This window comes from Roseomonas sp. HF4 (assembly GCF_005222755.1).
GTDB lineage: Bacteria > Pseudomonadota > Alphaproteobacteria > Acetobacterales > Acetobacteraceae > Neoroseomonas.
This window is the reverse complement of sequence record NZ_STGD01000025.1, coordinates 1-18,825: the sequence shown is the minus strand read 5'-3', so window position 1 is coordinate 18,825 and position 18,825 is coordinate 1. Positions and strand designations below refer to the sequence as shown.

The window sequence follows — 18,825 nt, the reverse complement described above, 5'->3', positions numbered from 1 at the left end:
CAGGGTCGCCCGAACGGGTTGCCATGCCGGGCAGGAAAAATCCCGGACGATGGAGCCATAAAATGAGACATCTCTTTCGTTTTGGCAATCGGCCGCGCGCACTGGCGGAGCCGCGCGGGTTTTGCTTCGTTCCACGCGGAGGGTCCCGCCGATGGATACGCTGTTGCCCGCGTCCCGCGCAGTTGCCGAACGGCTGAAGGCGCGGGGCGAGACCGTGGCCGTCGCCGAAAGTTCGGCCGGCGGCCTCATCGCGGCCGCGCTGCTCGCCCTGCCGGGCGCCTCGGCCTTCTTCCTGGGTGGCGCCGTGGTCTACACGAAGGCGGCGCGGAGCGGCCTGCTCGGCATCACGGACGCCGGGATGGCGGGCATGCGCTCCTCCTCCGAACCCTATGCGCTGCTGCTGGCGCGGACGGTGCGCGCGCGGCTCGGCGCCGACTGGGGCTTCGCCGAGACCGGCGCGGCCGGACCGTCGGGCAACCGCTACGGCGATGCGGCGGGGCATGCGTGCCTCGCCGTCAGCGGGCGGGTCGAGCGGGTCATCACGCTCGAGACCGGGCAGCCGGGGCGCGAGCAGAACATGCGCGCCTTCGCCGCCGCGCTGTTCCGCCTGGCGGCCGAGGCGCTCGATTGATCCCTTGCGCGAAGCCGGGCGCGGCCTGACCTTGGCGGCGGATTTTCGGAAAGGTGGGCGCGTGGCGCAGTTCAAGGGCACGGAGCGGTATGTCGCGTCACGGGAGCTGGAGGTCGCGGTCAACGCCGCCGTGGCGCTGCAGCGCCCGCTGCTGGTCAAGGGCGAGCCCGGAACCGGCAAGACCGTGCTGGCGCACGAGATCGCGCAGGCGCTCGGCTACCCGCTGATCGAGTGGCACATCAAGTCCACCACCAAGGCGCAGCAGGGGCTCTATGAATACGACGCCGTGTCGCGCCTGCGCGACGGGCAGCTCGGCGACCCGCGGGTGCACGACATCGCCAACTACATCGTGCGCGGCAAGCTGTGGGACGCCTTCGAGGCCGAGGCGCCCGTCGTGCTACTGATCGACGAGATCGACAAGGCCGACATCGAATTCCCGAACGACCTGCTGCTCGAGCTCGATCGCATGCAGTTCTTCGTCTACGAGACGCGCAAGACCGTGCAGGCGCGCCACCGCCCGGTCGTGATCATCACCTCGAACAACGAGAAGGAGCTGCCGGACGCCTTCCTGCGCCGCTGCTTCTTCCACTACATCCGCTTCCCCGACCGCGAGACGATGGAGATGATCGTCCGGTCGCATTTCCCCGACATCCGTCGCGACCTGCTGCGCGAGGCGCTGAACGTCTTCTTCGAGATCCGCGAGGTGGGCGAGCTCAAGAAGAAGCCCGCGACGTCGGAACTGCTCGACTGGCTGAAGCTGCTCACCATCGAGGACATGCCGCCCGAGGCGCTGCGGTCCTCGGACGCCAAGACGGCGCTGCCGCCGCTCTATGGCGCGATGCTGAAGAACGAGCAGGACGTGCACCTGTTCGAGCGGCTCGCCTTCCTGGCGCGCCGCCGCGGCGGCTAGGTCGTGTTCGCCCCCTTCATCCTGGCGCTGCGCGCCGCCGGCGTGCCGGCCTCCATCACGGAGTACCTGGCGCTGCTCCGCGCGATGAAGGAGGGCGTGGCCGATTTCAGCGTGGATGATTTCTACCACCTGTCCCGCGCGGCGCTGGTGAAGGACGAGCGCCACCTCGACCGCTTCGACCGCGTCTTCGGCGAGATCTTCAAGGGGCTGGAGGCGCCGGAGGGCGAGGCGCCGCGCGAGATCCCCGCCGAATGGCTGCGCAGGATGGCCGAGAAGATCCTGACGCCCGAGGAGATGGCGCAGGTCGAGGCGCTGGGCGGCTTCGACACGCTGATGGAGACGCTGCGGAAGCGGCTCGCCGAGCAGAAGGGCCGCCACCAGGGCGGCTCGAAATGGATCGGCACCGCCGGCACCTCCCCCTTCGGCGCGCATGGCTACAACCCCGAGGGCGTGCGGATCGGCCAGGACGAAAGCCGCCACCGCCGCGCCGTGAAGGTCTGGGACCAGCGCAACTTCAAGGACCTGGACGAGGACGAGGCGCTGTCGTCGCGCAACATGAAGGTGGCGCTGCGCCGGCTGCGCCGCTTTGCGCGCACGGGAGCCGCGACCGAGCTCGACATCCCCGGCACGATCGGCGCGACCGCGCGCAACGGCGGCTCGCTCGACCTGCACATGGTCCCGGAGCGGCACAACGCCGTGAAGGTGCTGCTGCTGATGGACATCGGCGGGTCGATGGACGACCACATCCGCATCTGCCAGGAGCTGTTCACCGCTGCGCGCAGCGAGTTCAAGCACCTGGAATTCTGGTACTTCCACAACTGCCCCTATGAGCGCGTCTGGCGGACCAATCGCCGCCGGCGCGAGACCGAGCGCCCGATGATGGAGGTGCTGCGCACCTACGGCCCCGACTGGCGCCTGGTGTTCGTGGGCGACGCGACCATGAGCCCCTACGAGATCATCCAGCCCGGCGGCAGCGTCGAGCACTGGAACGAGGAAGCCGGTCAGGTCTGGATGCAGCGGCTGACGCGGCATTTCCGCAAATCCGCCTGGCTCAACCCGGTGGAGCCGACCCACTGGCGCTACACGCAGTCCATCGGGATCCTGCAGCGCCTGATGGAGAACCGCATGTACCCGCTGACGCTCGCGGGGCTCGAGACCATGGCGCGCGAGCTCGCGCGCTAGAGCAGAAGATCCGATCAGATGGAATCATCTGATCGGATCTTCTGCTCTAGAAAACCGTGTTCTAGAGCATCTTGTGCCCGATCGGCGGAGCCGCGCAGCGGTTCCAACCGATCGGGCGCTGCTCTAGGAACAGGGAACGACCATGGACGCCAAGCCCCGCATCCCCCGCGGCCGCCAGTTCTTCGCCAATCCCGGGCCGACCAACATCCCGGATTCGATCCTGAAGGCGGTCGCGCATGTCAGCATCGACTTCAACGACCCGGCCTTCCTGAAGGTCTACGACGCCGCCGTCGCGGGCGTGAAGCGCGTGCTGCGCACGGAGCAGGAGGTCTTCCTCTACACCGGCTCCGGCCACGCGGCCTGGGAGGCGGCGCTGGTCAACCTGTTCTCCCCCGGCGATGTCCTGCTGGTGCCGGAGACCGGCCATTTCTCCGACAGCTGGGGGAAGATGGCACAGGATTTCGGGCTCGAGGTCCGCACGCTGGCGGCAGACTGGCGGCGCGGCATCGACTTCGCCGAACTCCGCGCCGCACTCGCCGCCGATACCGGCCACGCCATCAAGGCGATCTGCGCCGTGCACAACGAGACCGCGACGGGCATGGTCCTGCCGCTGATCGAGGTGCGCGCCGCGCTCGACGCCGTGGGGCATCCGGCGCTGCTGCTGGCCGACACCATCTCCTCGCTCGGCTCCATGGAGTTCCGCATGGACGCCTGGGGCGTCGATGTCGCGGTGGGCGGCAGCCAGAAGGGGCTGATGCTGCCCACGGGCATGTCCTTCACCGGCGTCTCGGCCCGGGGCATGGCGGCGCATGCGGCGTCGACGCTGCCGAAATCCTACCTGAACTGGTCGAACATGCTGACGCGCCGGCACAAATCCTTCATCGGGACGGTGCCGACCTCGCTCTTCTACGGCCTGCAGGAATCGATCCGGCTGCTGGAGGAGGAAGGGCTGGACGAGGTCTTCGCCCGCCATGCGCGCCTCGGCGAGGCGGTGCGCCGCTGCGTGCGGCACTGGTCGGGCAACAACGGGCCGACGCTGTTCTGCCTCTCGCCGGAGCGATACTCGAATTCCGTCACCGCCGTGATGATGCCGGACGGCCACGACGCCGAGGCGGTGCGCCGCGCCGCGCTGCAGATGTTCAACGTCTCGCTCGGCGGCGGGCTCGGGCGGCTCGGGGGGAAGGTGTTCCGCATCGGCCACCTGGGCGACCTGAACGAGCCGATGATCCTCGGCACCCTGGCCTCGGTCGAGGCGGCGCTGCGCCTGGCGGGCGTGCCGCACGCGCCGGGCGGCGTGACCGCCGCGATCGAATACCTGGCGGAGGCAGCGCGCGGCGGCTGACAGGGCGCGAGCACCGGTGCGCGGTTCCGGGAAGGGGCGCTGAGGGCGGGGGGGGGGAGAAGGGAACTTCTCTCCCCCGCCCCCCCAAACCCTCTTTGTCATCTGGCGCGGATCCCGGGATGTCCGGCATGGGGGGGTCGGCGACGGCAGGAAGCGCCCGCCACGTCGGGGCCCGCGCAAGCCTGCAGGAACGCACACTTGCGGCGCCGCAAACCTCTGGCCGCACGGGCTGCTATATGCCTGCGCCATGAAGCCCGCCCGACCCCGCACCCCGGCCCGGCCGCGCAAGCGCAAGCCGGCCGCCCCCGCCGCGGCCGCGTCGCCCGCCGTGACCACGGCGGCACCGCCCGCCGTGACCACGGCGGCACCGCCCGCCAAGGCCGCGCCACCCGCCGACGCGCCCCCGCCGGCCGAAACCCGCATCGGCCCGACCTTCCGCACCTTCGACCGCGTCGTCCGCGCGGCCGAGGCGCGCGTCACGCAGGGCATCTCGCCCACCGCCGTCGGCGGTGCCTGGCTCGACTGGGCGGTGCATCTGGCGCGGGCGCCGGGCAAGCGGATGGAACTCGCGGCGCGCGCCTCGATCCAGGCGCTGCGCTACCTGCTGTGGCTGCGCCACGCGATGGAGGCGCAACCGCCCCCGTTGTCCGCTTCGGCCAATGGCGACACGCGCTTCGCCGCGCCGGCCTGGTCGGCCTTCCCGCTCAACGCCGTGGCACAGGCGCATCTGCTCGCGGAATCCTGGTGGATGGAGGCGACGCGCGACGTGCCGGGCCTGTCGCACCGCCATGCCGAGCAGGTCGCCTTCATGATGCGCCAGGTCACCGACATCCTGGCGCCGTCGAACATCCCCTGGCTCAACCCCGCCATCACCGAGCGCACGCTGGCCGATGGCGGCCTCAACCTGGTGCGCGGCGCCGAGAACTGGCTCGACGACCTGGAGCGCGGGCTCTCCGCCGCGCCGCCCGACGGCGCAGAGCATTTCCGCCCGGGCCACGAGGTCGCGACCACGCCCGGCCGCGTGGTCTTCCGCAACGACCTGATCGAGCTGATCCAGTACGCGCCCGCGACCGGCGCGGTGCACCCCGAGCCGCTGCTGATCGTGCCGGCCTGGATCATGAAGTACTACATCCTCGATCTCAGCCCCGAGAACTCGCTCGTGCGCTGGCTGGTGGCGCAGGGCTTCACGGTCTTCATGGTGTCCTGGAAGAACCCCGATGCGCGCGACCGCGAGCGCGGGCTCGACGACTACCGGCGCGAAGGCGTCATGGCCGCGCTCGACGCCATCTCGGCCATCCTGCCGGACCGTCGCATCCATGCCTGCGGCTATTGCCTGGGCGGCACCATTCTCTCGATCGCGGCGGCGACCATGGCGCGCGACGGCGATGCGCGCCTGGCCAGCATGACGCTGCTCGCGGCGCAGACCGACTTCGCGGAGGCGGGCGAGCTGATGCTCTTCGTGGATGAGAGCCAGCTCAGCTTCCTCGAGGACATGATGTGGGACCAGGGCTTCCTCGACACCCATCAGATGTCCGGCGCCTTCCAGGCGCTGCGCTCGAACGACCTCGTCTGGTCGCGCCTGATCCGGCGCTACGTGCTGGGCGATCCCAACGGCATGACCGACCTGCTCGCCTGGAACAGCGACCAGACGCGGATGCCGGCCCGGATGCACGGCGAATACCTGCGCGGCCTGTTCCTCGAGAATCGGCTGAGCGCCGGGCGCTTCGCGGTCGAGGGGCGCGTCATCGCGCTGTCGGACATCGACGTGCCGATCTTCGCGGTCGGCACGATGAAGGACCACATCGCGCCCTGGCGGTCGGTCTACAAGATCAGCCTGTTCACGGACACGGCGGTGACCTTCGTGCTCGCCTCGGGCGGGCACAATGCCGGCATCGTCAGCCCGCCGGGCAAGGCGGGCCGGGCATTCCGCGCCATGACGCGCGGCAAGGACGACCGCTACCTCGCCCCGGATTCCTGGGCCGAGATCGCGCCCAGCCAGGACGGGTCCTGGTGGGCGGAATGGGCCGCCTGGCTGGCGCGCGCATCGGGCCCGGCCAAGGCACCGCCGCCGCCGATGGGCGCGCCGCGCCGCGGGCTGCCGCCGCTCGAGCCCGCGCCCGGCACCTACGTGCTGATGAAGTGAGGGCGCCATGAAGGTCGAGGTCGAGCGCCGCTTCCTGGTCGCGGGCGATGGCTGGCGGGCCGGCGTCGCCCGCAGCCGCGCCATCCGACAGGGCTACCTGGCGCGGGAGGACGGCGTGACCGTGCGGCTGCGCCTGGCCGCCGGGCGCGGCACGCTGACCATCAAGGGCCCCGGCCTGCTGGTGCGCCCGGAATTCGAATACCCCGTGCCCGCGGAGGAGGCCGAGGCGATGCTGGCCGCCCTCTGCGCCGGCCGCAGCCTCGCCAAGACGCGCCACGACGTGCCCTTCGGCGGGCTGCTGTGGGAAGTGGATGTCTTCGAGGGGCCGCTCGCGGGCCTCGTGCTGGCCGAGGTGGAACTGCCCGACGCCCTGCACGCCCCCGAACTGCCGCCCTGGGCGGGCGCCGAGGTCACGCAGGACCCGCGCTACGCGAATGCCGCCCTGGCGTCCGCCGCGGGTCCGCCCGGGGGTGACGTCCCGCGAGGCGCGCCCTAGGCTTCCGCGCAACGGAAACCCAGGGGAAGCGTCCGCATGAGTGCGTCAAGCCGCGCCGTCTATCGCCATGGCGAGATGGGCCGACTGTTCGATCCCGCCTCCATCGCCGTGATCGGCGCGAGCCCCCGGGCGGGCTCCTTCGCTGACCGCACCATCCAGGCGCTGCGCGACTACACGGGCCGGCTCTACCTCGTGAATTCGCGCTACGAGACGATCGGGGACCGCGCCTGCTTTCCCTCCGTCGCCGCGCTGCCGGAAGCGCCCGATTGCTGCATCGTCGTCGCCGCCAAGGACGCGGTGGAGGAGATCGCGACCGACTGCGCGAAGGCCGGCGTCGGCGGCATCATGATCTACGCCTCCGGCTTCGCCGAGACCGGCCGCGACGCCGATGTCGCGGCGCAGCGGCGCCTGGCGCAGATCGGCCGCGCCGCGGGCATGCGCATCGTCGGGCCGAACTGCATCGGCATGCTGAACTTCCGCACGAAGGCGGGCGTCACCTTCATGATCCCGCCGCCGATGGACGCGCCGCTGCCGCATGCCGTCGGGCTGGTCAGCCAGTCGGGCGCGCTCGGCTTCTCGCTGGCGCAGGCGGTGATGCGGGGCGTCTCGGTCAGCCACCTGCTGACCACGGGCAATTCGTCGGACGTGGACGTCGCGGACTGCGTCTCCTTTCTCGCGGACGACCCGAGCTGTGCCGCGATCGGCTGCGTCTTCGAGGGCATGCCCGACCCCATGCGCTTCATCCAGGCGGCCGCGGTGGCGGATGCCGCGAACAAGCCGCTGGTGGTCTTCAAGCTCGGCACGGGGGAAGCGGGCGCGGCGGCGGCGATGTCGCACACCGGCTCGCTCGCCGGGGAGACCGCCGCCTACCTGGCCGCCTTCGAGCGCGCCGGCGCCGTGGTCGTGAAGGATTTCGAGGCGCTGGTCGAGACCGCCTCCTTCCTCGCCAAGGCCCCGGCGCCGAAGGCCCGCGGCGTCGCGGTCGTTGCCGTCTCGGGCGGCGCGGCCATCATGTCCGCCGACAAGGCCGAGGCGCATGGCGTGCCCCTGCCCCAGCCGACACCGCCGGTGCGCGCGATCCTGGAATCCCGCATCCCGGACTTCGGATCGGCCCGGAACCCCTGCGACGTCACGGCGCAGGTCGCGAACGACCCGGAAAGCCTGACCGCCTGCGCCGGCGCGATGCTGGGCGAGGACCACTACGGCGCGCTGATCTACGCGCAGATCTACTCGACGGAGCTCTCGGCGAAGCGCCCGGGCGAGCTCGCCGCCATCGCCAGGACCGCGGGCAAGCCGATCTGCGTGGTCTGGACGACGGAATGGCTGGAGGGCTTCGGCTCGAAGGAAGCGGAGCAGAACCCGCATATCGGCCTGTTCCGCTCGATGGACCGCTGCTTCGCGGCGCTGGCGCATTGGCACGCGCGGGAAGCGCGCCGCGCCGCCGGGCCGCGCGGCTACGCCCGCCTGTCGCGCCCCGAGGCCGCGGCCGAGGCGGCGGCGCTGATCGACGCGGCGGGCGAGCGCACCCTGACCGAACGCGAGGCGAAGGCCGTGCTCGCCGCCTATGGCGTGCCCGTGGTGCCGGAACGCCTGACCCAGACCGCCGACGAAGCCGCCGCGGCGGCCGAGGCCCTGGGCTATCCCGTCGCGATGAAGGTCGAGAGCCCGGACCTGCCCCACAAGACCGAGGCCGGCGTGATCCGGCTGCGCCTCAAGGATGCGGCCGAGGTGCGCGACGCCTTCGCCGTCGTCATGGCCAACGCCAAGCGCCACGCGCCGGGTGCCCGCATCAACGGCGTGCTGGTGCAGCCCATGGCGAAGCCCGGCGTCGAGCTGATGGCCGGCGGGCGCGTCGATCCGCTGATGGGCCCGCTGATCGTGACGGGCCTCGGCGGCGTGCTGGTGGAACTGATGCGCGATTCCGCCCTGGCGCTGGCGCCCGTCACGCAGGCCGAGGCGCGCGCGATGTTCGGCCGGCTGCGCGGCCGCGCGGCGCTGGAGGGCTTCCGCGGCGCGCCGGCGGCGGACCTCGACGTGCTGGCCGGGATCGTCGCGCGCCTGTCGGAATTCGTGGCCGACCAGCGCGGGCGCATCGCCGAGCTGGACGTGAACCCGATCATCGTGGCCGGGGCGGAGGCGGTGGCCGTCGACGCGCTGATCGTGAAGGCATGAGACGGGGCGGGGGGAGAAGCGCGCTTCCCCCCCTCCCCGGCCTCCTACGCCGCGCCAGAGGCACCGACCTGCGGCCCGAGGGGCCGAGGCCGCGATTGCGGCCCGCCCGGCGTCTGATACGGCCGGCACGAGGCGTTGGCTCGTGCCGAGGCCGCGACTGCGGCCCGCCGGCAGTCCGGCGAAAGCCAAGGAACCCGGAGGGTTCCGCCCGGCGTCTGAGGGCCTGAAAAAGCCGCCCTCAGAGCCCGGCCTGCGAGACGAACTTCGTGTTCAGGTAGGCCTCGATCGCCTCCGTCCCGCCCTCGCTGCCGTAGCCGCTGTCCTTCACGCCGCCGAAGGGCACTTCCGGCAGCGCGAGGCCGAGGTGGTTGATCGTCATCATCCCGCTCTCGACCCGGTTGGCGACCGCGTTCGCGGTCTTGGCGGACCGCGTGAAGGCATAGGCCGCGAGGCCATAGGGCAGGCGGTTCGCTTCCGTCACGACCTCGTCCAGGTCGCGGAAGCGGGAGATCATGGCCACCGGGCCGAAGGGCTCCTCGTTCATGGCGCGGGCGTCCTTCGGCACGTCGGTCATCACCGTCGGTTCGTAGAAATAGCCCTTGTTGCCGATGCGCTTGCCGCCGGTATGGACCTTGCCGCCCTTCGCCTGCGCGTCCTGCACCATCATCTCGACCCAGGGCACGCGGCGGTCATGCGCGAGCGGGCCCATGGTGGTGCCCTCCGCCATGCCGTCGCCGACCTTGAGCGCCTTCGTGTGCTCGACGAACTTCTCGACGAAGCCGTCATAGAGCTTCTCCTGCACCAGGAAGCGCGTCGGGCTCACGCAGACCTGCCCCGCGTTGCGGAACTTGGCGCCGGCCAGCGTCTTGGCGGCCAGGTCGAGGTCCGCGTCGTCGAAGACGATCGCCGGCGCATGCCCGCCCAGTTCCATCGTCACGCGCTTCATGTGCTGGCCCGCGAGGCCCGCCAGCAGCTTGCCGACGGGCGTCGAGCCCGTGAAGGTCACCTTGCGGATGACCGGATGCGCGATGAGGTACTCGCTGATCTCCGCCGGCACGCCGTAGACGAGGTTCGCGACGCCCGGCGGCAGGCCGGCATCGACGAAGGCGCGGATCAACTCGGCCGGGGAGGCGGGCGTCTCCTCCGGCGCCTTGACGATGATGGAGCAGCCCGTCGCGACAGCGCCGCAGAGCTTGCGCACCACCTGGTTGATCGGGAAGTTCCAGGGCGTGAAGGCGGCGACGGGGCCGACCGGCTCCTTGATGACAAGCTGGTAGACGCCGTCGGCGCGCGCGGGGATGACGCGGCCATAGGCACGGCGGCCTTCCTCGGCGAACCAGTCGATGATGTCGGCGGCTGCCATCACCTCCATCTTCGCCTCGGGCAGCGGCTTGCCCTGTTCCATCGTCATCAGCCGCGCGGTCTCCTCGGCGCGGGCGCGGAAGATGTCGGCGGCCTTGCGCATGAGCTTGTAGCGGTCGAACGCCGACACCTTGCGCCAGGTGGCGAAGCCGCGGTCGGCGGCGGCCAGCGCCTCGTCGAGGTCTGCCTTCTCGGCATGCGCGACGGTGCCGATCACTTCCTCGGTCGCCGGGTTCAGCACGTTCAGCGTCTTGCCGGAGCGCGCGGCGCGCCACTCCCCGTTCACGTGCAGAAGGGTGTTCGGATAGGCCATGGGGGCTGGTTCCTCCGGTAAGGTCTGGTGTTGGCGGCGGAGACTACGCGCGGCCGGGCCGCGCGGCCAGACCGCCTTGCCGCCACCCCTGCCGCTGTTACGCTGGCCACCGGAAGGGCCCGGCACGCGGCCCGCGAGGAGCGACCGCATCATGGCCGACACGCGCCCCAACGTGCTGCTGATCACCGTCGACCAGTGGCCCGGCCGCATGCTCGGCTGCGCGGGGCACCCCACGGTGCTGACGCCGACGCTGGACCAGCTGGCGCGCAACGGCATCCGCTACACACGCGCCTATGCCGAGACGCCGATCTGCATCCCCGCGCGGCGCACGCTGATGACCGGCACCACGACGCGCACCCATGGCGACCGGGTCTTCGGCACCACCAACACCATGCCAAAGCACCTGCCGACCATCGCGCAGGCCTTCGGCGGCGCGGGCTACCAGACGCTCTGCGTGGGCAAGCTGCATGTCTATCCGCCGCGCGACCGCATCGGCTTCGACAACGTGCTGCTGAGCGAGGAAGGGCGGCCGCACCTGGGCGGCCCCGACGACCACGACATCTTCCTGGCCGACCAGGGGCACCCCGGCAAGCAGTTCCTGCACGGGATGAACAACAACAACTACATGCACCGCGCCTGGCACCTGCCGGAGGACTGCCACGTCACGAACTGGGCGTCCTTCGCGATGGCGCGCGAGATCCGGCGGCGCGACCCGACGCGCCCGGCCTTCTGGTGCCTGTCCTATACCGCGCCGCACCCGCCGCTGGTGCCGCTGCAGACCTACATGGACCTGTATCGCCAGTTCGAGCCGCCCGCGCCGCTCACGGCGCCCTGGTCCGAGGACGCGGCGAACCTCCCCTTCGCACTGAAGATGGTGCGGAACTACTGGCCGGCGCTCGCGCCGCACGTCCTGGCCGAGGTGCGCCGCGCCTTCTACGCCATGGCCACGCATATCGACCACCAGCTCCGCGTCGTGATCGGCACGCTGCGGGAGGAAGGGCTGCTGGACGACACCGTCATCCTGCTGACGGCCGACCATGGCGACATGCTGGGCGACCACGGGCTCTATGCCAAGCGCACCTACTACGAGGGCTCGGGCAACATCCCCTGCATCCTTGTCGGCCGCGCGGCGGATGCGCGCGTCGGCACCGACCGCGTGGACCACCGCCTCGTCGGGCTGCAGGACGTGATGCCGACGCTGCTGGATCTCGCCGGCATTCCCGCGCCCGCGACGGTCGAGGGGCGCTCCATGCTCGGCGCCCCGCGCGCGGTGCTGACCGGCGACACGCTCGAGACCAACGGCGCGACGCGCATGGCGCATGACGGTCGGCACAAGCTGATCTGGTACCCGGCAGGGAACGCGTTTCAGTTGTTCGACCTCGAGCGCGATCCTGACGAGATCGTGAACCGCGCCGCGGATGCCGACTACGCCGGCGTCCGGGGCCGGCTGCAGGAGGCGCTGGCCGCCGCCGCCTGGGGCAGCGACCTGGACCAGGGCTGGGTGAAGGATGGCGCGCTGCTGGGCTTCGACCCCGGCCCCTACCCTGGAAAGCCGGACCGCAGCCTGTCCGGCCAGCGCGGCCTGCATTACCCGCAGCCGCCCGCCTTCGCGCCCGGAACCATGGTGGGCTTCCCGACCTGAGGGCCGATGCGGCGCGGCCGGTCCGCGGCATCCGGCGCGCCCGCAGACGGCCGATGTCAGCCCGGTGCGTTCTGATCTAGACTGCATCGATGAGCCGTCCCTTCGCCCCGCGCCGCCTCGCCTTCCTCGCCGTCGCCATGCTCTCGGCCTGCGCCGCGGCAGAAGGCGGGCGCCCCGGCGAGCAGGGTTTCAGGCCGTCGGCGAGCAACGCCTTCGGCGCCTATCTCGCCGGGCGCTTCGCGACGGCCGAATCCGACACGCGCATCGCCGCCGACAGCCTGCTGGCCGCGCTGCGTGCCGACCCGGACCAGCCGGAGGTGGTCCAGCGCGCCTTCATCGCGACGCTTCTCGACGGTCGCAGCGAGGCCCTTCGCCTTGCCCGGCGCCTGCCGGACAATCCGCTCGCCGCCATGCTGGTGGCCGGCACGGAGGCGCAGGCCGGGCGGTGGGACCGCGCCGAGGCCCGTATCCGCAGCCTGCCGCGCCAGGGCGCGTCCCAGCTGCTGCAGCCCCTGCTGCTGGCCTGGGTGATGCACGGCAAGGGCCAGACCGACGCGGCGGTGGCCCTGCTGCGGCCGCTCGCGGAAGGCGGGCGGCTGCGGTCGCTCTATGCGCTGCATGCCGCGCTGATCTGCGACCTCGCCGGCCGCTCGCGGGAAGCCGAGCGCTTCGTGCGCATCGCGATCGGCGACAGCCAGCCGCCGACGCTGCGGCTCGTGCAGATCTCGGCCGGCATCATGGCCCGCGGCGGCCGCGAGAGTGACGCGGACCGCCTGATCGAGAGCCTCTCCCGCGGGCAGGACGACCTGGCGCTGGCCATGGGCGAAGCGGCGCGCGAACAGATCCTGACCAGCCGCGCCGTCGCCTCCCCGGTCGAGGGGATGGCCGAGGCGCACCTGGCGCTGGCCGGCGCGCTGCGCGGGCAGGGTGCGGCGGAATTCTCACTGGCGCTAACGCGGCTCGCGCTGCGGCTGCGGCCGGGCTTCACGCCCGGGCTGCTGCTGGCGGCCGATGCGCTGTCCGACGAACGGCAATTCGCCGCCGCGATCGCCGAGCTCGACCGCATCCCGGCCAACGACCCGCTGGCCGGGATGGTCGGCCTGCGCCGCGCGACGCTGCTCGACCGGCTTGACCGGACGGAGGAGGCGGTCGCCGAGTACCAGCGCATCGCCGCCGCCTTCCCCGGCGCGTCGCAGCCGCATGCGCGGCTCGGCGACATGCTGCGGACCCGCAGCCGCTGGGCGGAGTCCGCCGCCGCCTACGATGAGGCGATCCGCCGCGTCCCGAGCCCCACGGCAGGGCACTGGGCGCTGTTCTACGCCCGCGGCATCGCGCGGGAGCGCGGCGGCGACTGGGCGCAGGCGGAACCCGATTTCCGCCGCGCGCTCGAGCTCAGCCCCGAGCAACCCTACGTGCTGAACTACCTCGGCTACACCTGGGTCGAGCGCGGCGAGAACCTGGCCGAGGCGCGGCGCATGCTGGAACGCGCGGTGGCGCTCCGCCCGCAGGACGGCAACATCGCCGACAGCCTGGGCTGGGCGCTGTTCAAGCTCGGCGACATGCCGGGCGCGATCCGGTGGCTGGAACGGGCGGTGGAACTCGAGCCGCGCAACAGCGTGATCAACGACCACCTGGGCGACGCCTACTGGGTGGCGGGCCGCCAGCGGGAGGCGCAGTTCCAGTGGCGCCGCGCGCTGGCCCTCGGCCCCGAGGGCGAGGAGGGGCCGAAGATCGAGGCCAAGATCCGCAGCGGCCTGCCCGACAACCCCGTCGCGGAGAACCGGCGCTGAGCCTGCCGGTCACCGAGGCCGCGCCGGCCAAGGTCAACCTCCATCTCCATGTCACCGGCCGGCGCGCGGATGGGTATCATCTGCTCGACAGCCTCGTGGTCTTCGCGGGGGCGGCGGATGCGGTGGCGGCGGCGCCCGCCGATGCGCTGGGCCTCGCGCTGGACGGCCCGGAGGCCGGCGCGCTGGCGGCAGAGCCCGACAACCTGGTGCTGCGCGCGGCCCGCGCGCTCGCGACCGCAGCGGGCGTGGCGCCGCGGGCGGCGCTCACGTTGACCAAGCGCCTGCCGGTGGCGTCGGGCATCGGCGGCGGCAGCGCGGATGCGGCCGCCGCGCTGCGGGCGCTGAACGCGCTCTGGACGCTGGACTGGCCGATGGAGCGCCTGGCCGCGCTGGCCCTGCCGCTCGGCGCCGACATTCCGTGCTGCCTTGCGGCCCGCCCCTGCGTGCTGGGCGGCATCGGCGAGGTGCTGCGCCCGGCGCCGCGGTTGCCGCCCTGCGGGATCCTGCTGGCCAATCCACGCGTCGCGCTGGCGACCCCGGCAGTGTTCCGGGCGCGCGGCGGCGCATTCGGCGCGCCGGCGGCGCTGCCGGCGGGGTGGGCGGATGCGTCGGCGATGGCGCGCGACCTCGGCGCGCTCGGCAACGACCTGGAGGCGCCGGCCATCGCGCTGTGCCCGCCGGTGGCCGAGGTGTTGGCTGCACTCCGTGCGCTGCCGGGCTGCCTCATGGCGCGCATGAGCGGATCCGGCGCGACCTGTTTCGCGCTGTTCGCGGCTCCGGCGGCGGCGGCGCGCGCGGCGGGGGCACTGCCCGCGACATGGTGGCGATGGGGCGGGGGGCTTCACGGCGCCGGTCCGTGAAGGGTATGAGAGCGCGCGGCTGGGGCGTCGCCAAGCGGTAAGGCAGCGGTTTTTGGTACCGCCATTCCCAGGTTCGAATCCTGGCGCCCCAACCACGTTAAGTATTTGATATTGAAGGATTTTTGCTTCGGAATGGGTCCTCGCGGACAGGCCCGGAATTCCGCGGCCTTGCGCCGATGCCGATTTCGCACGGCGCCCGAGAGACGCATTTGGTCCCGGATTCGCGGCGCAATCCGTGCCCGCGTCTCTCCTGCCCATTTCGGCAGTACGAGTTTTGGGGTGGCCTTCGCTGCGGCACAGGAAGCCGAAAGCGAGGCCGCGCCGGATCGATGCCGACGCGTGCCTCTGTATCCCAGCTGACGTTGGGATGTTCTAGGGATCAGCGGCAGCCGAGCTCGTCGCGTTGCTGCTGCCAGTCGAGCGGCAGGCCGCGCCGGCACTCCTGCATCAGTGCAGCCGCGGACAGTTCAACCGGCTGCCGACCGTTCATGATCGCCGTCAGGATATCCGGTGCGAGGAACGCAAGTCGGATGAGCCGTGAAGCGTAGGAGCCGCTGACGCCTTCCTGAGCTGCGAGTTCTCCGAGCCCTGCCACCTCGCCGCGCTGCACCTTCTCCCACATCGACCGGGCGCGCAGGATCAATCGCATCATGGCGGGATCGGCGGATCGTGCGACAGCCGGGTCTGCCCCGAGCACCATCGCGATCTCTTTCCCGGCGCGCCGCAGCGATGCCTGCACGGACAGAACCAGCCCTGAGCCTTCCACCTTACCGGGCATGGCGTCGAGCGACGCTGCTTCAGGTCCACCGGTCAGCAGCCGCGGCACGCGATCGAGCCGCACATGCAAATCGATCCGATCGGTGTGGAGGCTAACGCGCGATAGCATCCTGCGCAGCATTTGCCGCACCTCGGTCGCGCTCATCTTGGGCCAGTCCTGCGCGAGGCGGGATGCTCGATCGAGCAGCCTGCGGCGCCCCGCTGCGTCCGGCACGATGGGCTGCAGCGCCGCGTACAAGGCCGCTTCATCAGCGAGGAACCGGCGCAGACGACCGATCACCAGCTGCTCGAGATCACTGGCAGGAACCCGACGGCCGCTCGGCGACGACGAGCGTGGCCCGCCGATCAGCGTCTGCGAGACATAGTAGCGATACCGCTTACCCGCCTTCACGGCATGGGTCGGCGTCAGGCGTGTGTCAGTGTCACCCTCGTAGGCCAGGCCGGCCAGCAGGCTCGGATGATCGGCATTGCTGCCGGAGGCGCGCTGCACGCGGTTCTCGGCCAGCTGCGTCTGCACGGCATCCCACAGCGAGAGGTCTATGATGGCCTCGTGCTCGCCGGGATAGACGTTGCCCTTGTGCCGCACCTCACCGCGATAGACCCGGTTCTGCAGCATGTGGAACAGGGCGCCGTGCGAGAGGCGCTGACCCGACTTGCTGGCGACGCCCTCCACGTCGAGCCGTGCATGCAGCAGTCGGACAGCGCCGAGTTCATGATAGGTGCGGAACACGTACCGTACCCTCTCGGCCTCGGCGTCATCGACGACCAGCTTGCGATCGCGAACCACGTAGCCGAGTGGGACGGACCCGCCCATCCACATGCCTTTGCGCTTGGACGCGGCGATCTTGTCGCGGATGCGCTCGCCGGCGACCTCGCGCTCGAACTGCGCGAAGGACAGCAGCATGTTCAGCGTGAGCCGGCCCATGCTGGTCGCGGTGTTGAAGTGCTGGGTGACCGAGACAAACGAGGCACCATGCTCATCCATGACTTCGACGATGCGGGCGAAGTCGGGCAGCGAGCGGGTCAGGCGGTCGACCTTATAGACCAGCACCAGGTCGACCTTGCCGGCCCCGATGTCGGCCAGCAGGCGCTGCAGGCCGGGCCGCTCGAGATTGCCGCCGGACAGGCCGCCATCGTCGTACCGGGTCGGCAGCAGCAGCCAACCCTCATGGCGCTGGCTGCTGGCATAGGCTTCGCAAGCCTCACGCTGCGCGTCGAGGCTGTTGAAGACCTGGTCGAGTCCTTCGTCGGAGGACTTGCGGGTGTAGATGGCGCAGCGCCGGCTCGCACCGCGATGCGCCGATGACGTCGACGGTCGGCGCTGCTCATTCACCGTCGGCCGCTCCCCGGCTCGGGTTCTTCGCTGCTCGACGTAGACCGAAGAAGCGCGGGCCGGACCAGTGCGCGCCGGTGATGTGGTGGGCGATCTGGGTCAGGGAGGTGTAGTGCTTGCCCTCATGCTCGAAGCCCTTCTCCTGCACGATCACGGTATGCGTCCGGCCGTGCCATTCGCGCACGAGGGTCGTGCCTGGCTTGAGCTTGACGGCGGGTGATACCGGCGGCTGCTTGCTGTCGGCCGCCAAGCTACGTGCGAGAGCAACCAGCTGACGTTGCGCAGCGGTGGAGAGGCCGCCCAGTGCCTCCTCCTGCATCCGATGGGCAAAACTGCGCTGCAGGAGATCACGGCTGAGGCGGAGCGGCGGAGCGCTGCGGTATAGTTTGCGCCACGCGGTGCGCAGGTCTTCCAACTCCAAGCCAGCCAGGGCTGCGAGGCGCTGGCCCAATTCTTCAATTGGCGCGGCGGCGTCACGGCCTGCGGGCAGAGGCGCGCAACCCGATGCGCGTAGAGGCACGTCACTCCCTGCTCCGCCCTCGCCGGTCATCACGGCCATCTCAGCCAGCCGCGGTCAGACGGTAGGCCTTGCGGCCGTCCTGCTGGATGAGCGCCACATCGAAACCGCGCTTGCGCAGGCCGGTGACCGCGGCGCGGGCGGTGTGCGGCAGCCACCCGGTGAGCGTGGTGATCTCGGCGAGCGTCGCACCCGCCTCGGCCGAGATCGCCTGCAGCACCTCGCCCAGCTTGCCGGTCGGGCGCCGGGGCGGCGCTTCCTGCTCACCCCGCTCAGCGGCGGCCTCCCCGAACGCTGCAGCATCGGTGCCCACGGAAGCTGCCGGGCCCTCATCGCTCATCCCGACATTCAGCGGTTCCACCGCCAAATCGGCCGAGGCGCCTGCGGCGACGAGGCCGGCTGCGGTGAGACGGAGGCCGTGGTGCTGGCCGGCCTCGTCGCTCTGCCAAGCGATTGTCGCGTCATCCACCGGCACTTCCTCGACGAGCTCCATCTTGAGCAGGGTACCGAGAAGGTTGCGCTGCGCTCCCCCGCGGGTGCGGATCGTCGGTGGCAGAGGGAGGACCATGTGATCGGGCCGCTGCGCGGCGGTGGTCAGGATGAGCAACTGGGCGACGGTGAGGGTCTTGGTGGTGGACATCGGGATGGTTCCTTGAGCGGGAGACCGCACCATGCGGCGCTCCCACCACCCGAAGCCCGGCTCTTGCCGGGTTTGCTCTCGCGGGCTGCCTGCCCCCGCGGCGCGTCAGCACCAATGCTTCCTGTCGCAGGGAAGTCGAGCGGAATGTGCAGGTACGCCTCCGATGCGCCGATGCGGGCATCTCACCTCGCCTTCATCGACCGAAGCACGGTTGGTTGACGCCGTTGCCCCGGCGCAGGTTCAAGTTGGGGACACGCAAGCAGCTTGGTTTGCTGCTGACGGGCCGTATCCGTCCGGCGAGGGCCGCCTACCGCGTTTGGGCGGAACCTGTCCTGTGATCCTACGGGCGTTCTTTGGCGCGCCGTTAAGGACAGGGGCGGATGGCGGGATGGACATCATCACCGGGGTCGAGCGGCGTCGTCATTGGCGGCCCGAGGACAAGCTGCGGATCCTCGCCGAGTTGGACGAGCCGGGGGCGAAGTTCGTGGATGTGGCGCGGCGGCACGATGTGAGCCGCGGTTTGTTGTGGCAGTGGCGGGATGCGCAGCGGCGCGGTGTGCTGGTGATGGAGGAGGCGACCTTCATGCCGGTGCGCGGGGACTGTCAGGAATTCCGTGTGTGGCCGGTCGGTTGAACGACACGGTCAGGCCATGGCTTTGGTGAAGCGTTCGCCGAACAGGACGGCGAACTGGGCCTTGGCCATGGACCACTCACG

General features: G+C 71.1%; 15 protein-coding genes and 1 tRNA gene. 12 read left to right on the top strand and 4 right to left on the bottom strand.

The window, feature by feature from the left end:
• Positions 1-151 precede the first annotated feature (151 nt).
• The 7 genes from E8M80_RS24230 to E8M80_RS24200 all read left to right on the top strand — a co-directional run bounded on the left by E8M80_RS24230 (position 152) and on the right by E8M80_RS24200 (position 8,876).
• Complete coding sequence (locus E8M80_RS24230) at positions 152-631, top strand: CinA family protein (protein ID WP_206035735.1); 480 nt, start codon at positions 152-154, stop codon at positions 629-631.
• Between the two features lie 61 nt (positions 632-692).
• Positions 693-1,541 carry a MoxR family ATPase gene (locus E8M80_RS24225; protein WP_206035737.1) on the top strand — a complete coding sequence of 283 codons (849 nt, stop codon included), beginning with the start codon at positions 693-695 and terminating at the stop codon, positions 1,539-1,541.
• A gap of 3 nt (positions 1,542-1,544) precedes the next feature.
• Positions 1,545-2,723: a VWA domain-containing protein gene (locus E8M80_RS24220; protein WP_240790205.1), complete on the top strand. Its 1,179-nt coding sequence runs from the start codon at positions 1,545-1,547 to the stop codon at positions 2,721-2,723.
• Between the two features lie 142 nt (positions 2,724-2,865).
• Positions 2,866-4,065 carry an alanine--glyoxylate aminotransferase family protein gene (locus E8M80_RS24215; protein ID WP_137128308.1) on the top strand — a complete coding sequence of 400 codons (1,200 nt, stop codon included), beginning with the start codon at positions 2,866-2,868 and terminating at the stop codon, positions 4,063-4,065.
• Between the two features lie 247 nt (positions 4,066-4,312).
• The gene (locus E8M80_RS24210; protein WP_137128307.1) at positions 4,313-6,208 is read left to right on the top strand and encodes an alpha/beta hydrolase; all 1,896 of its coding nucleotides are present in this window, start codon (positions 4,313-4,315) and stop codon (positions 6,206-6,208) included.
• Between the two features lie 7 nt (positions 6,209-6,215).
• The gene (locus E8M80_RS24205) at positions 6,216-6,704 is read left to right on the top strand and encodes a CYTH domain-containing protein (RefSeq protein WP_137128306.1); all 489 of its coding nucleotides are present in this window, start codon (positions 6,216-6,218) and stop codon (positions 6,702-6,704) included.
• Between the two features lie 36 nt (positions 6,705-6,740).
• Positions 6,741-8,876, top strand: a complete 2,136-nt coding sequence (locus tag E8M80_RS24200) for an acetate--CoA ligase family protein (protein ID WP_137128305.1) — start codon at positions 6,741-6,743, stop codon at positions 8,874-8,876.
• 238 nt (positions 8,877-9,114) lie between these two features.
• On the opposite strand, the gene E8M80_RS24195 is transcribed toward E8M80_RS24200, so the two are convergent.
• Positions 9,115-10,551, bottom strand: a complete 1,437-nt coding sequence (locus E8M80_RS24195; RefSeq protein ID WP_137128304.1) for an NAD-dependent succinate-semialdehyde dehydrogenase — start codon at positions 10,549-10,551, stop codon at positions 9,115-9,117.
• 151 nt (positions 10,552-10,702) lie between these two features.
• Between E8M80_RS24195 and E8M80_RS24190 the strand changes: the two genes are divergently transcribed.
• The 4 genes from E8M80_RS24190 to E8M80_RS24175 all read left to right on the top strand — a co-directional run bounded on the left by E8M80_RS24190 (position 10,703) and on the right by E8M80_RS24175 (position 14,938).
• On the top strand, positions 10,703-12,193 hold the full coding sequence (locus E8M80_RS24190; RefSeq protein ID WP_137128303.1) for a sulfatase-like hydrolase/transferase: 1,491 nt from the start codon (positions 10,703-10,705) through the stop codon (positions 12,191-12,193).
• An 89-nt stretch (positions 12,194-12,282) separates the two neighbouring features.
• The gene (locus E8M80_RS24185) at positions 12,283-13,983 is read left to right on the top strand and encodes a tetratricopeptide repeat protein (RefSeq protein WP_137128302.1); all 1,701 of its coding nucleotides are present in this window, start codon (positions 12,283-12,285) and stop codon (positions 13,981-13,983) included.
• 2 nt (positions 13,984-13,985) lie between these two features.
• Entirely contained in the window at positions 13,986-14,843 is an 858-nt protein-coding gene (locus tag E8M80_RS24180) for a 4-(cytidine 5'-diphospho)-2-C-methyl-D-erythritol kinase (RefSeq protein ID WP_137128331.1), read from the top strand.
• A gap of 20 nt (positions 14,844-14,863) precedes the next feature.
• A tRNA-Gln gene (locus E8M80_RS24175) sits at positions 14,864-14,938 on the top strand.
• Between the two features lie 284 nt (positions 14,939-15,222).
• Here E8M80_RS24175 and E8M80_RS24170 read toward each other — a convergent pair.
• The 3 genes from E8M80_RS24170 to E8M80_RS24160 are packed head-to-tail and all read right to left on the bottom strand — an operon-like array spanning position 15,223 to position 18,110.
• Positions 15,223-16,953: a recombinase family protein gene (locus E8M80_RS24170; protein WP_137128301.1), complete on the bottom strand. Its 1,731-nt coding sequence runs from the start codon at positions 16,951-16,953 to the stop codon at positions 15,223-15,225.
• On the bottom strand, positions 16,946-17,512 hold the full coding sequence (locus E8M80_RS24165; RefSeq protein ID WP_206035734.1) for a DUF2924 domain-containing protein: 567 nt from the start codon (positions 17,510-17,512) through the stop codon (positions 16,946-16,948). The genes E8M80_RS24170 and E8M80_RS24165 overlap by 8 nt, the downstream gene beginning before the upstream one ends.
• A gap of 1 nt (position 17,513) precedes the next feature.
• Positions 17,514-18,110, bottom strand: coding sequence for a DUF3489 domain-containing protein (locus E8M80_RS24160; protein WP_170979613.1), 597 nt, complete (start codon positions 18,108-18,110; stop codon positions 17,514-17,516).
• A gap of 388 nt (positions 18,111-18,498) precedes the next feature.
• Here E8M80_RS24160 and E8M80_RS26175 point away from each other — a divergent pair, with 388 nt between their 5' ends.
• Positions 18,499-18,744 (top strand): transposase, encoded by a 246-nt coding sequence (locus E8M80_RS26175; protein WP_170979612.1) that lies wholly within the window; start codon positions 18,499-18,501, stop codon positions 18,742-18,744.
• Positions 18,745-18,825: the final 81 nt, after the last annotated feature.

Excerpts from the sequence above, each read along its gene's own strand:
- E8M80_RS24230 (WP_206035735.1), top strand. The coding sequence starts at position 152 with ATGGATACGCTGTTGCCCGCGTCCCGCGCAGTTGCCGAACGGCTGAAG.
- E8M80_RS24215 (WP_137128308.1), top strand. The coding sequence starts at position 2,866 with ATGGACGCCAAGCCCCGCATCCCCCGCGGCCGCCAGTTCTTCGCCAAT.
- E8M80_RS24210 (WP_137128307.1), top strand. The coding sequence starts at position 4,313 with ATGAAGCCCGCCCGACCCCGCACCCCGGCCCGGCCGCGCAAGCGCAAG.
- E8M80_RS24205 (WP_137128306.1), top strand. The coding sequence starts at position 6,216 with ATGAAGGTCGAGGTCGAGCGCCGCTTCCTGGTCGCGGGCGATGGCTGG.
- E8M80_RS24200 (WP_137128305.1), top strand. The coding sequence starts at position 6,741 with ATGAGTGCGTCAAGCCGCGCCGTCTATCGCCATGGCGAGATGGGCCGA.
- E8M80_RS24195 (WP_137128304.1), bottom strand. The coding sequence starts at position 10,551 with ATGGCCTATCCGAACACCCTTCTGCACGTGAACGGGGAGTGGCGCGCC.
- E8M80_RS24190 (WP_137128303.1), top strand. The coding sequence starts at position 10,703 with ATGGCCGACACGCGCCCCAACGTGCTGCTGATCACCGTCGACCAGTGG.
- E8M80_RS24185 (WP_137128302.1), top strand. The coding sequence starts at position 12,283 with ATGAGCCGTCCCTTCGCCCCGCGCCGCCTCGCCTTCCTCGCCGTCGCC.
- E8M80_RS24165 (WP_206035734.1), bottom strand. The coding sequence starts at position 17,512 with ATGGCCGTGATGACCGGCGAGGGCGGAGCAGGGAGTGACGTGCCTCTA.
- E8M80_RS24160 (WP_170979613.1), bottom strand. The coding sequence starts at position 18,110 with ATGTCCACCACCAAGACCCTCACCGTCGCCCAGTTGCTCATCCTGACC.
- E8M80_RS26175 (WP_170979612.1), top strand. The coding sequence starts at position 18,499 with ATGGACATCATCACCGGGGTCGAGCGGCGTCGTCATTGGCGGCCCGAG.